Source organism: Mesorhizobium sp. 1B3, from assembly GCF_050958605.1.
Classification (GTDB): domain Bacteria; phylum Pseudomonadota; class Alphaproteobacteria; order Rhizobiales; family Rhizobiaceae.
In genome coordinates, this window is the sequence record NZ_JBJHDO010000003.1 from 63,107 (window position 1) to 75,254 (window position 12,148).

11 protein-coding genes are annotated in these 12,148 nt (G+C 63.9%); 4 read left to right on the forward strand and 7 right to left on the reverse strand.

Going from position 1 to position 12,148, the window contains the following annotated elements; translation table 11 throughout:
- Window positions 1-14: 14 nt before the first annotated feature.
- From ACCO56_RS09365 to hutI, 5 genes are read right to left on the reverse strand one after another with little or no spacing between them, the layout of a single operon-like run.
- Window positions 15-1,178: an acyl-CoA dehydrogenase family protein gene (locus ACCO56_RS09365; protein ID WP_433639986.1), complete on the reverse strand. Its 1,164-nt coding sequence runs from the start codon at window positions 1,176-1,178 to the stop codon at window positions 15-17.
- Window positions 1,175-2,326: a CaiB/BaiF CoA transferase family protein gene (locus tag ACCO56_RS09370; protein WP_433639988.1), complete on the reverse strand. Its 1,152-nt coding sequence runs from the start codon at window positions 2,324-2,326 to the stop codon at window positions 1,175-1,177. The genes ACCO56_RS09365 and ACCO56_RS09370 overlap by 4 nt, the downstream gene beginning before the upstream one ends.
- Window positions 2,323-3,114, reverse strand: coding sequence for an N-formylglutamate deformylase (gene hutG / locus ACCO56_RS09375; protein ID WP_433639989.1), 792 nt, complete (start codon window positions 3,112-3,114; stop codon window positions 2,323-2,325). Before hutG ends, ACCO56_RS09370 begins: the two co-directional genes overlap by 4 nt.
- Window positions 3,111-4,652 (reverse strand): histidine ammonia-lyase, encoded by a 1,542-nt coding sequence (hutH, locus tag ACCO56_RS09380; protein WP_433639990.1) that lies wholly within the window; start codon window positions 4,650-4,652, stop codon window positions 3,111-3,113. Before hutH ends, hutG begins: the two co-directional genes overlap by 4 nt.
- Window positions 4,645-5,847 (reverse strand): imidazolonepropionase, encoded by a 1,203-nt coding sequence (hutI, locus tag ACCO56_RS09385; protein WP_433639991.1) that lies wholly within the window; start codon window positions 5,845-5,847, stop codon window positions 4,645-4,647. The genes hutH and hutI overlap by 8 nt, the downstream gene beginning before the upstream one ends.
- Window positions 5,848-5,986: 139 nt before the next feature.
- Here hutI and ACCO56_RS09390 point away from each other — a divergent pair, with 139 nt between their 5' ends.
- Window positions 5,987-7,351 (forward strand): formimidoylglutamate deiminase, encoded by a 1,365-nt coding sequence (locus ACCO56_RS09390; RefSeq protein ID WP_433640854.1) that lies wholly within the window; start codon window positions 5,987-5,989, stop codon window positions 7,349-7,351.
- Window positions 7,348-8,106, forward strand: coding sequence for a GntR family transcriptional regulator (locus ACCO56_RS09395; protein ID WP_433639993.1), 759 nt, complete (start codon window positions 7,348-7,350; stop codon window positions 8,104-8,106). Before ACCO56_RS09390 ends, ACCO56_RS09395 begins: the two co-directional genes overlap by 4 nt.
- Before the next feature lie 76 nt (window positions 8,107-8,182).
- Here the strand turns inward: ACCO56_RS09395 and ACCO56_RS09400 are convergent, their stop codons facing one another.
- Both ACCO56_RS09400 and ACCO56_RS09405 read right to left on the reverse strand, forming a co-directional pair.
- The gene (locus tag ACCO56_RS09400) at window positions 8,183-8,956 is read right to left on the reverse strand and encodes an ABC transporter permease (RefSeq protein WP_433639995.1); all 774 of its coding nucleotides are present in this window, start codon (window positions 8,954-8,956) and stop codon (window positions 8,183-8,185) included.
- Window positions 8,953-9,879, reverse strand: a complete 927-nt coding sequence (locus tag ACCO56_RS09405) for an ABC transporter ATP-binding protein (RefSeq protein ID WP_433639997.1) — start codon at window positions 9,877-9,879, stop codon at window positions 8,953-8,955. The genes ACCO56_RS09400 and ACCO56_RS09405 overlap by 4 nt, the downstream gene beginning before the upstream one ends.
- A gap of 301 nt (window positions 9,880-10,180) precedes the next feature.
- Between ACCO56_RS09405 and ACCO56_RS09410 the strand changes: the two genes are divergently transcribed.
- Both ACCO56_RS09410 and ACCO56_RS09415 read left to right on the forward strand, forming a co-directional pair.
- A complete protein-coding gene (locus ACCO56_RS09410) occupies window positions 10,181-11,407 on the forward strand; it encodes a class I SAM-dependent methyltransferase (RefSeq protein WP_433640856.1) in 1,227 nt (408 codons plus the stop codon).
- A 243-nt stretch (window positions 11,408-11,650) separates the two neighbouring features.
- Complete coding sequence (locus tag ACCO56_RS09415) at window positions 11,651-11,965, forward strand: hypothetical protein (RefSeq protein WP_433639998.1); 315 nt, start codon at window positions 11,651-11,653, stop codon at window positions 11,963-11,965.
- The last annotated feature ends 183 nt before the right edge of the window (window positions 11,966-12,148 follow it).

Genomic DNA, 12,148 nt, shown 5'->3' on the forward strand with positions numbered 1-12,148 from the left:
GTTCGACTCCCTGGTCAAGCCAGCATGTTGCCGGAAATGATGATGCGTTGGATTTCGCTGGATCCCTCGTAGATGCGCATGATGCGCAGATCCCGGTTGATCCGTTCAATGGGAAAGTCGCGGGTGTAGCCATAGCCGCCATGCAATTGCAGAGCGGTATCGGCAATCTTCCCCGCGGCCTCGGATGCGCCGAGCTTGGCCATGGATGCGGCCAGCGAGAAACGCCCGCCGTGATGATGCGCGAGGTCGCGCTGGCGCGCGGCTTCCTGCGACAACAGCAGCGCGGAGTGGAAGGCGACGCCCATGTCGGCGATCATCCAGCGGATGCCCTGCCGCTCGGACAGAGGCATCCCACCGATGATGCGCTCCTTGGCATAGGCAATCGCCGCATTCATCGCCGCACCGGCAAGGCCGAGGCACTGCGCGGCGACCTCGATGCGACCATTGTCGAGTACCTGCATCGCGGTTCGAAAGCCCCTGCCCTCCTCGCCCAGCAGGGCATTCTCAGGCAGTTCGCAATCCAGGTTCAGAGTGAAGACATGGCCGCCCTTCAGGCCCATTGTCTTTTCCGGTGGGCCGGCCTCGAGGCCGCGCGTGCCTTTCGGCAGGACGAAAGCCGATATGCCCCGGTGCGCCTTTTCCGGATCGGTCACGGCATAAACCACGATGAAATCGGCAACCCCACCGTTGGAGATGAAGCACTTTGTGCCCTTGAGGTGCCAGCCGTTCTCCGTGCGCCGCGCCCGGGTCTTCATGTCGGCGGGGTCGGAACCGGCGGTGGGCTCGGTCAGGGCGAAGGCGCCAAGCGCCTCGCCGGTGGCTGCCTTGGTCAACCATTCCTGCTTCTGCGCCTCTGTTCCGCCGATCAATATCGAATCCGTCGCCAGATAATGCGCGGTCAGTGCCGAGGCGGTCGAGCCGCAGGCTCCCGCCACGATAGATACAGCGCGCAGCAGCGCGGGGGCGGAAATGCCGCTGCCGCCATAGGCGTCCGGCAGGTTGGCGCCCATCATGCCGGCTTCGCCAAGGGTTGCGAGCTGCTTATGCACGAAGCGCGAGGTCTCGTCGGTCTCGGCCGCCAGCGGGGTGATCCGGTCAGCGCAGAGCCGCTCCAGAACCTCGCAGAACAAGCGTTCCTCTTCCGACAGCATGTGCCAGGGATCGTCAATCTGCGTCATGCGCGGTTCTCCAGTCCGAATTCCTTCAGCACCGCCTCGATGTCGCCGCCGAGACGCGGCGCCGCCGTCGCAGCCACCGGCTTGGCGCCGTCGAATCGCACCGGCTGGCCGACGACCGGCGCTTGGCCGAGAACGGGATGCGCAAGCATGCGGACCAGGCCACGCGCGGTGGCATGCTCATTGTCGGCGGCCTGCGCGATATTCCAGATCGGCGCGGTCGGAAGGCCCTGCGTGGCCAATGCCGCAACGGCCTCTTCCGTCGTCAGTCGTCCGGACCACTCCTCGATCAGCGCCCGCAGCGCGGGCTCGTGCTCGGTGCGGCTGCTGTCCGTGGCAAAACGCGGATCGTCCGCAATCTCCGGCTTGCCGACGAGGCTTGCCAGGCGCTGGAACTGCCCGCCATTGAGCACGGCAATCACCACCTGGCCGTCGCGCGTCCGGAAGCACCCGAAGGGGGTGGAAAGCGGATGGCGGTTGCCGACGCGACCCGGCAACACACCGTCATAAAAGTGCTGGGCATGGCTGGTGGTGAGCATGGAAAACAGCGCATCGTACATGGCGATGTCGAGCGTCGCGCCTTGCCCGGTAGCATTGCGTTGAACCAGCGCGGCCATGATCGACCAACTCGCAAACAGGCCCGCGATCAGGTCGGCAATGCTTTCGCCGGTCTTGAGCGGCGCACCGCCGTCTTCGCCGGTCGCAGCCATCAGCCCGGACATGGCCTGCACCACCAGATCGTAAGCCGGCAGGTCCTTGAAGGGGCCTTCCTGTCCGAAGCCGGAGATGGAGCAATAGATCAGCCGGGGGTTTGCCTTGCGCAGCGTCTCGCCGCCAAGGCCCAGCCGGGCAGCGACGCCGGGACGGAAATTCTCCACCAGCACGTCCACCCGGCCGGCGAGCGCCTGCGCCAGCTCGAGGTCCGCTGGCTTCTTCAGGTCCAGCACGATGCTTTTCTTGCCGCGATTGTTGAGCGTGAACAGCGCGCTTTCGCCATCCTTGAATGGGCCGATATGCCGGTAGTCGTCGCCGGCGGGCGGCTCCAACTTGATGATCTCGGCGCCCAGATCGGCCAGTAGCGCGGTGCAATAAGGCCCCGCGAGAACGCGCGACAGGTCGAGGACCTTGATGCCAGCAAGCGGTCCACTCATGCCTTCAGTTCCGGTACGAGAGCGACGAGCCGTTCCAGGATCGCGGCAAGGGTGGTACGCAGCGCCGCGGCCTTGGTCTCGTCATAGGAGAAGGGCGCAGTCTCGCTCGCAAGATGCGTGGATTGGGCCAGTTCCATCTGGATCGCATGGACGCCCTCGGTCGGCCGGCCGTAGTGGCGCGTCGTCCAGCCGCCCTTGAAACGGCCGTTCAGCACGACTGTGCGGCCGGTCGCGGCGCAGAGATCGTAGGTGGATGCCTCGATCCGGGTGTCGCAGGTCGTGCCGTTGTTCGTGCCGATGTTGAAATCCGGGAGGACACCCTCGAAGAGGAAGGGAATGACCGAACGGATCGAATGGCAATCGTAAAGGATCGCCACCCCGTGCTTCGCCTTCACCCGCTCGATCTCGGCGGCGAGCGCCGCGTGATAGGGCGCGTGGAAACGCGATTTGCGCTCGGCGATCTCGGCAGCCGTCGGCTCCTCGATCCAGATCGGCTGCCCGTCGAAATCGGTCAAGGGGACGAGGCCCGTGGTGTTTTGGCCGGGATAGAGGCTGGCGTCGTCAGGCCCGCGATTGGCGTCGATCACATAACGATGGAACGTCGCCCGTACCGTCGTAACCTTCGGCACGAGCCCTTCATAGAGACGCTCGACGTGCCAGTCCGTGTCGGCGAGGATCCGGCCGCGCGTATTGAGCTTCTCCAGGATCGCCTCGGGCAAATAGGTGCCGGTATGCGGCAGGCCCAGAATAAGCGGACCGTCGCCCTGTCGTACCTCGACCGGGTTCATGCCTGAACCTCGGCCAGCATGCCGCCAGGCACGGCGTCCAGCAGCGCGCCGGAACGGACCAACTCGGCCGCCGCGGCGAGATCGGGGGCCATGTAGCGGTCCTGCTCCAGCGCCTTGACGGACTCGCGCAGCCGCGCGATCACCGCCTGAAGCGGGAGGGAGGTCTTCAACGGCCCACGAAATTCGACACCGGCGGCGCCACAAAGCACCTCGATGCCGATGATATGCGTGAGATTGGCGTTCATCCGCTTCAACCGACGCGCGCCATGGGCGGCCATGGAGACATGGTCCTCCTGATTTGCGGATGTCGGAGTGGAGTCGGTCGAACAAGGCGTCGCGAGATGCTTGTTCTCGCTCATCAACGCGGCCGAGGTGACTTCGGCGATCATCAGCCCGCTGTTGAGGCCGGGATCGGGCGTGAGGAAGGGCGGCAGGTCGTGGCTCAGCGCGGGATCGACCATCAGCGCGATGCGGCGCTGCGAAATCGCGCCGATCTCGGCGATCGCCAGTGCGATCTGGTCGGCGGCGAAGGCTACCGGCTCGGCATGGAAGTTCCCGCCCGAGACGATCTGGCTGGACTCGATCAGGACCAGCGGGTTGTCCGTGGCGGCATTGGCTTCGATTTCCAAGGTGCGCCCGGCCTGGGTCAACAGGTCGATGCAAGCGCCGGTAACCTGCGGCTGGCAGCGTATGCAGTACGGATCCTGAACGCGAGCGTCGCCCTCACGATGGCTCTCGCGGATCTCGGAGCCTTCCATCAGGTCACGGATGACGCGGGCGGCAAGGATCTGGCCACGATGGCCGCGCAATTGGTGGATTTCGTCGAGGAAGGGCGCAGTCGACCCCATGATCGCGTCGGTCGAAAGGGACGACGAGATCAGCGCGGTGCGCGCCGCGCGAAAAGCCTCGAAGAGGCCGACAAGCGCGAAAGCCGTCGAGACCTGCGTGCCGTTGATCAGTGCAAGTCCCTCCTTGGCGGCCAGCACGACCGGTTTCAGGCCCGCCGCCGCCAGCGCCTCGGCGGCGGCCATCTCGCGACCCTGATAAACGGCGCGGCCCTCGCCCAGCATCGCCGCGGCCATATGCGCCAGAGGAGCGAGATCCCCGGATGCGCCAACGGAGCCCTGCGACGGGATGACCGGGAGGACACCTTTCGCCAGCATGTCCTCGATCAACGTGATCACCTCGGGCCGGGTGCCGGAAGCGCCGCGGCCGAGCGAGAGCAGCTTCAGCACCATGATCAGGCGCACGGTCTCTTCCTCGACCGGCTCGCCTACACCGCAGCAATGCGACAGGATCAGGTTTCGCTGCAGCGTCGCGGTATCCTCGGCCTTGATCTTGATCGAGGCGAGCTTGCCGAAACCGGTGTTCACGCCATAGACCGGCAAATCGCCATTTGCGGCGGCAGCGATCTTCGCGGCGGAATCGGCTATACCGGGGCGCGCGTTTTCAGCCAGCCGTACAGCGAGCCCTTCGCGCCAGATTCGTTCGAGTTGGGCCAGAGTAGCCTGACCGGGTGTTAGAATGAGTTCAGACATATTGTCCTCCGAAGACGCGCGCATGCAGCGGATTGAAGCCGATGCGATAGGAAAGCTCTGCGGGGTGCCTGACATCCCAGATCGCCAGATCAGCCCGGGCGCCGGGCGCGATCAGGCCCCGATCCGCCAAAGCCAGGGCGCGGGCCGCGTTGCGGGTCACGGCCCTCAGGCATTCCGCCGGCGTCATGCGAAATAGCGTGGCGCCCATATTCATGGTCAGCAGGATCGAAGTCAGCGGCGAGGTGCCTGGATTGGAATCCGTCGCCAGCGCGATCGCAACGCCTGCCTCGCGCAGGGCCTGAATGGGCGGATACTGCGTTTCCCTGAGCGTGTAAAAGGCGCCGGGCAGCAGAACGGCGACGGTCCCCGCCTTCGCCATCGCCTCGATCCCGTTCGCACCTAAATATTCGAGATGGTCGGCCGAGAGAGCGCCGTGCTCGGCTGCCATGGCCGCGCCGCCCAGATCCGAAAGCTGCTCGGCATGCAGCTTGACCGGCAGGCCGAGCGTCCTTGCATGCTCAAAGATTCTTGCCATTTCCTCAACCGAGAAGGCGATGCCCTCGCAGAAGCCGTCCACCGCGTCGATCAGCCCTTCGGCATGGCCCTGGTCCATGCCGGCGATCACGACCCGGTCGATATAGCCGGCGCGGTCGTCCTTGAATTCCGGCGGCAGGGCATGGGCGGCAAGCCAGGTGGTGACGACATGCACCGGGCGAAGCTCGCCGATGCGGCGCGCGACCCGCAGCATCTTCAATTCGGAGGCGATGTCGAGCCCGTAGCCGGATTTGATCTCCAGCGTGGTGACGCCTTCGCGGAGCAAGGTGTCGACGCGCGGCAGCGCAAGCGCAAGAAGCTCTTCCTCATTCGCCTCGCGGGTGTTGCGGACACTCGAGAGGATGCCGCCCCCAGCCCGGGCAATAGCCTCGTAGCTGGCGCCTTCGAGGCGCATCTCGAATTCGCGGGCACGGTCTCCGCCATAGACCAAGTGCGTGTGACAGTCGATCAGGCCCGGCGTGACCAGCCGCCCCTCCAACCCACTGGAAGGGGCATCGCGATAGGAAGCAGGCAGGTCTGCATCGGCGCCAACCCAGACGATCCTGCCGTCTTCGATGACGATCGAGGCGCGCTCGACGAGCCGGTAACCCGCCGATTCGTCGTCCATCGTCGCTACGCTAGCATTGCTGAGAATCTGCATCTGGCATGCGCTCCACCCTGACTGGCTCGCTTTAAGTCTATACATATCGACATGGTTATGTCTAAACTTATTTTGCTGCTATGTATAAACTTATTCCGTGTGGGCCGCGGAGTGCCGGACCGGCAAGAAAGGGATCGTGATGACTACAATCTGGGCTGAGCACGCGCTGCTGCCGGAAGGTTGGGCAGAAAAGGTCGGCGTCAAGGTGGGCGCGGACGGCCGAATCGAGACTGTCCGGGCAGGGGCCGCCCCCGCTGGCGAACGCGTCGATCTGTTGCTGCCCGCCATGGCGAACCTTCATTCCCACGCCTTCCAGCGCGCCATGGCCGGCTTGTCGGAGTCGCGCGGGCAGCAGCCGCGCGACACGTTCTGGACATGGCGCCAGATCATGTACCGCTTCCTTGACCACCTGACGCCGGAAGACGTGGAGGCCATAGCCGCACTGGTTCAGATGGAGATGCTGGAGGCCGGCTACGCCACCAATGTCGAATTCCACTACCTGCACCAGCGCCCCGACGGGGCACCCTATGACAACATCGCCGAGATGTCCGAGCGGATTGCCGCGGCCGCGGCCCGCACCGGCATCGGGCTGACTTTGCTGCCGGTGCACTACCAGTTCGGCGGCGTCGATCGTCGCCCACTTGGTTCGGGCCAACAGCGCTTCGGAACGACGCCGGATGGGTTCGCTGCTTTGCTCGACGCCGCCGAGGCGGCACTGCGCCACCTGCCCGCCGATGCCGGGATCGGCGTCGCGCCGCATTCGTTGCGCGCGGTCAGCCCCGAAGCCCTGACGCTCTGCGAGGGCCTGCGCCCGGGACGGCCGCTGCATATGCATCTCGCCGAACAGATTCCCGAGGTCGAGGAGATCCAGGCCGCCCGGGGTTGCCGCCCGGTCGAATGGTTGCTGGACAACCACAGCCCCGACCGCCGCTGGACGCTGATCCATCTGACGCATATGACCGAGGACGAGACCCGCCGCCTGGCTTCCACCGGCGCCGTTGCCGGCCTCTGCCCGATCACGGAGTCGAGCCTGGGCGACGGCATTTTCAACGGCACGACATGGAAGGATGCGGGCGGGCGGTTCGGCTTCGGCTCGGACAGCAATATCCGGATCTCGCTCGTCGAGGAGTTGCGCACGCTGGAATACAGCCAGCGTCTGCGCGACACGGCGCGTGCCGTCCTGGCCGAACCCGGGCGCTCCACCGGCCGGGTGATCTACGAGGCCGGCCTGGACGGCGGCTCCACGGCGGCGGGGCGCGAGACCGGCGCCATCGCCCCAGGCCTATGGGCCGATCTGTGCGCGGTTTCCCTGAACAACCCGGTTCTCTTCGGCCGCAAGGGAGACGAACACCTCGACAGCCTGATCTTCGCCGGGGGCGACGGACTGGTGCGGGACGTCTGGGCGGCGGGGCGCCATGTCGTGCGCGACGGACGGCATGTAGATCATGATCGGATCCAGGCCGACTATCTGGCCTGCATCGGCAGATTACAGGAGCGGATGTGACCGACAAGCCAGCCGGCTCGACCTCGCCCAAGGCGCAGAATATTGCGAACGAAGTGCGACGTCGCATCATCGAACGCCAATGGCGCCAAGGCGACCGAATCCCCGACGAGGCCGATCTGGCCATTGAGTTCGACGCAGCGCGGGCGACCGTCAACAAGGCGCTGCAGTTGCTGGCCGACGAAGGGCTGCTGGATCGGCGGCGCCGGGCCGGCACGCGCGTCGCGATCGATCCGGTCCGCAAGGCGACCTTCACCATCTCCATCGTGCGCGAGCAGGTCGAGCAGGCGGGCATGGTCTACGGCTATCGCGTCGTGGCGCAGCGGCGCAGCCCGATCCCCGCGGAGATTGCCGCCAAGCTCGGCCTTCCCGAAGGCGAGGTCCTGGTCCATATGCGAGCCGTGCATTACGGTGATGGCCAGCCCTTCCAGCTTGAGGACCGCTGGATCAATCCTCGTGCCACGCCGGGGCTGGAAAAGGCAGATTTCTGGCACCTGAATGCCAATGAATGGCTGGTGCGGAACGCCCCCTACCTGCGTGCCGAACTGGCCTTCTCGGCCGAAAACGCCGACCGGCGGGATGCGAGATTGTTGCAGACACGGCAGGGACAGGCGCTGCTGATCCTCTATCGCACCACCTGGAATGATCTGGGTCCGATCACCACCGTCAGGGTGGCATTCCAGCCCGGACACCTCGTAGGCTCGGAACACGGGTACGATCGGAACAACTTGCCCATCCGGCAGTATGACGGCGCCTGAAAACCGGACCCAAGTTCGGTTTCAGGCGCGGCTGCCGAGGGTTCGCCAGTTGGCAAACCCATGTCCGCCAAGGTGATTAGTTCTTGAGCCTGTAGCCAGTCCTGAAAATCCACGCTGTTATGGCCAGGCAGATGAACAGGAATCCCAGGGTGGCCGCCAGGCTCACCTCGATCGCGACATCGGCCGTGCCGAAGAAGCTCCAGCGGAAGCCGCTAATCAGATAGACGATCGGGTTGAGCAGCGAGACGGCTCGCCACGCCGGCGGCAGCATGTCGATCGAATAGAAGGCGCCGCCGAGAAATGCCAGCGGCGTCACCACGAGCATCGGGATGAACTGAAGCTGTTCGAAGCCCTTGGCCCAGATGCCGATGATGAAGCCGAACAGGCTGAAGGTCGCCGCGGTCAGGACGAGGAAGAGGACCATCCAGCCGGGGTGGCGTATCTCGATCGGCACGAAGAAGGCAGCCGTCGCAAGAATCACCAGGCCGAGAACGATGGATTTGGTGGCGGCGGCGCCGACGTAGGCGAGCACGATTTCGAGATGCGAGATCGGCGCCGATAGAATCTCGTAGATCGTTCCCACGAATTTCGGAAAATAGATGCCGAAGGACGCATTCGAGATGCTCTGCGTGAACAGGGAGAGCATGATGAGCCCCGGCACGATGAAGGCACCGTAGGGAATGCCTTCCACCGTCTCCATGCGTGAACCGATGGCGGCGCCGAAGACCACGAAATAGAGCGAGGTGGTGATGACCGGCGTCACGAGGCTCTGCAGCAACGTACGCAACGCCCGAGCCATCTCGAATCGGTAGATCGCCCAGACGCCGCGAAGATTGAAATGCTGTGTCATGCACGCCTCGCAACCAGGCTGACGAAAATATCCTCGAGCGAGCTCTGGTGCGTCGCCAGATCGTTGAAACCTATGCCGAGCTTTTCCAGTGTGCGCAAAAGTTTCGGGATGCGATTGTCTTGCTCATGCGCGTCGAAGGCATATTCGAGTTCCGCCCCGTCCCCCCTCAGTTCGAGAGGCCATCCCGCGAGTTCGGGTGGGATGGCGGCCAAAGGCTCGGTCAGGCTAAGCGTCAGCCGCCGCTTACCGAGCTTGGCCATCAGCGTCTGCTTGTCCTCTACGAGGATCAGTTCGCCCTTGTTGATGACGCCGATGCGGTCCGCCATCTCCTCGGCTTCCTCGATGTAATGCGTGGTGAGGATGACGGTCACGCCGCCGTCGCGCAATTCGCGGACCAGCGCCCACATGTCGCGGCGGAGTTCGACATCCACGCCGGCAGTCGGTTCGTCCAGGAAAAGGATCTGCGGCTCGTGCGAAAGAGCCTTGGCGATCATGACGCGCCGCTTCATCCCTCCGGAAAGCGTCATGATCTTCTCGTTGCGCTTGTCCCAAAGCGATAGAGCCTTGAGCACCTTCTCCAGATGTTTCGGATCGGGCGACTTGCCGAACAGGCCCCTGCTGAAACGCACGGTCGCCCACACCGTCTCGAAGGCGTCGGTCGTCAATTCCTGAGGCACCAGGCCGATCTTTGCGCGAGCCGCCCGATAGTCGCGCACGATATCGTGCCCGTCGGCGGTCACCGAACCTTCCGACGCGGTGACGATACCGCAGACGATGCCGATCAATGTCGTCTTGCCGGCGCCGTTGGGACCAAGCAGCGCGAAAATCTCGCCCTTGCGGATATCGAGATCGACCTTCTTCAGTGCCTGAAGGCCGGTGGCGTAGGTCTTGGAGAGATTCTTAATTGAAAGGATCGGGCGCATCGCAGGTCAGATAAGCCGCCTGCGTGCAAATGCCAATACAGATCCCCCGTGATCGCCTTGTTGTTCGTTGCCGAGAGATCGCGCTGGCGCAACAAGCTCCTCTTGATGTTACCCGTTATGGGAGAGAAGATATCGGTGAGGAATCCCTGGGGATCGGGTTCTCGCGAGGAGTGTGCCGGTGCGAGGTGTTGAACGCCCGGCGGAAGCATGCCGAAGCCCTCGCCAGCTTGTGGAATGGAGATCGTGTGTGGGCACGAATGGGGACGGAGAGACAACGAACGCTTCAAAAAAAACCTTCGTCCTGACGGACGCGGTTGCGCTTGAAGCATCCAATTTTGCCCATTTGGTCAAAGGCTTACCTGCCAGAGCTCGCATGGCTCTTTCGGTGGCGACCGGCCTTGCGCGTGGTTCGTTGAGGGTCCGCATCCCGGACGGCCGAGCATTTCTGATTCGCGGCAAGGCGCCGGGTCCCGATGCCGAGGTCATCCTCCACAATTGGAAGCTGCCGGACCGCGCCTTTTCAGGGGGCACCATCGGCGTGGCGGAATCCTATATGGACGGCGACTGGGACAGCCCTGACGTCACGACCTTCCTCGAGCTTTTCGTCGTGAATACCGAGGCCGGTGAAAGCGTCGCGGGAGGCGCGAACTGGCTGCGAACAGCGATCCAGCGTGTTCGCCACTGGCTGAACGACAACACCCCGGCGGGCTCGAAGCGCAACATTTCCGCGCATTACGACCTCGGCAACGCCTTCTACAAACATTGGCTCGACCCGAGCATGACTTATTCGTCCGCCCTGTTCGCGACCGGCGCAAACGATCTGGAAAGTGCGCAAACTGCGAAGTATCGTGCTCTTGCGCGCGATACCGGCATCGGCGAAGGCGACCATGTGCTCGAGATCGGCTGCGGCTGGGGCGGTTTCGCGGAGTTCGCCGCGCGCGAGATGGGCTGCAAGGTGACCGGCCTAACCATATCGAAGGAGCAGCATGCCTTCGCATCCGAGCGCATCGCCAGGGCCGGACTCGCCGACAAGGTCGAAATCAAGTTGCAGGACTATCGCGACGAGGCCGGGAAATACGATCGCATCGCTTCGATCGAGATGTTCGAAGCCGTCGGCGAGAAATATTGGCCCGTGTTTTTCGGAAAGGTGAAAGACTGCCTCAAGGCGGGCGGCACGGCGGGCCTGCAAATCATCACGATCAATGAAGCCGCCTTCAAGCTCTACCGCAAACGGCCGGATTTCATTCAGCGGTACGTTTTCCCCGGCGGCATGCTGCCGACCCCTGCCCTCCTTCAATCACTCGGCGCGGCCCACGGCCTCTCTCATCTGCGGGAACGGGTTTTCCCGCAGGACTATGCGCGCACGTTGGCAGAATGGCGCAGTCGTTTCTGGTCGTCCTGGGAAAAGATCGTGCCTCTTGGCTTCGACGAACGTTTCAAGAAGCTCTGGGAATTTTATCTGCATTATTGCGAGGCCGGCTTCCGCGCCGAGTACATCGACGTGCGGCAGGTGGTTTACAAGGCTTAATGCCCCACCATCGTCATCAGACGGCCATTGAATTGTCGTAAACCATCGACACAGGAAACCGACGACGGAAGTCGCCGCTGGCGTTAGAGCATCGTAGAGCTCAAACAGTGGGATAGAGCGGTCGCGCCCATTCCATCGGAGTGCTCAACGCTCTAAGGGGAGGCCGGAGATTCGCGGCGCATCACGAACATGAGCAGACACAAGAGAACCACATTGGTCCTGGCCGCGTGCGGCAGCCTTCTCATGAGCACGGGCTGCACCCGCACCTCGGACGGTTCCGTGGTGATGAACACGCCGCCGATGCCGAAGCTTTTTGCCAGCCGATCGCCACAACCCACCTACACGCCGGACCAGACGGTCATGCTCACGCAGCTTCCGCCGCCCCCGGCGCCGGCGCCAGCCCAGGCTCCTCGCCGTAGACACGACCGGTCTATGCCGGTCGGCGGCTTCAAAATGCAGACTGTCAAGGCACCCTTCGAGCGCAGCAATCCCGAGCAGCCCCTCGACTGCCGCAACGAAACCTCCCCTCAAGGGCGCGTGAAGGTGGTCTGCCAGTAGGTCGTGTGTGCAGCGCGAAAGTGGACAGACTTTCGATCTGAGCAGCATAGCGTGTTCGCGCAGCTCAGGCTGACCACGGTCGGCGTTGGTCTTTGACCGTCCGCGGGACGCCTCTCACTGTCCTGCCGGACATCTCTCCCCGCAAGCGGGGAGAGAGACGACTGCCGCCTGGGTTTCGCCAGT

Bases quoted from the DNA above. Each gene is read 5' to 3' on its own strand.
- ACCO56_RS09365 (WP_433639986.1), bottom strand. From the start codon at position 1,178: ATGACGCAGATTGACGATCCCTGGCACATGCTGTCGGAAGAGGAACGC.
- ACCO56_RS09400 (WP_433639995.1), bottom strand. From the start codon at position 8,956: ATGACACAGCATTTCAATCTTCGCGGCGTCTGGGCGATCTACCGATTC.
- ACCO56_RS09405 (WP_433639997.1), bottom strand. From the start codon at position 9,879: ATGCGCCCGATCCTTTCAATTAAGAATCTCTCCAAGACCTACGCCACC.
- hutG (WP_433639989.1), bottom strand. From the start codon at position 3,114: ATGAACCCGGTCGAGGTACGACAGGGCGACGGTCCGCTTATTCTGGGC.
- ACCO56_RS09390 (WP_433640854.1), top strand. From the start codon at position 5,987: ATGACTACAATCTGGGCTGAGCACGCGCTGCTGCCGGAAGGTTGGGCA.
- hutI (WP_433639991.1), bottom strand. From the start codon at position 5,847: ATGCAGATTCTCAGCAATGCTAGCGTAGCGACGATGGACGACGAATCG.
- ACCO56_RS09415 (WP_433639998.1), top strand. From the start codon at position 11,651: ATGAGCACGGGCTGCACCCGCACCTCGGACGGTTCCGTGGTGATGAAC.
- ACCO56_RS09370 (WP_433639988.1), bottom strand. From the start codon at position 2,326: ATGAGTGGACCGCTTGCTGGCATCAAGGTCCTCGACCTGTCGCGCGTT.
- hutH (WP_433639990.1), bottom strand. From the start codon at position 4,652: ATGTCTGAACTCATTCTAACACCCGGTCAGGCTACTCTGGCCCAACTC.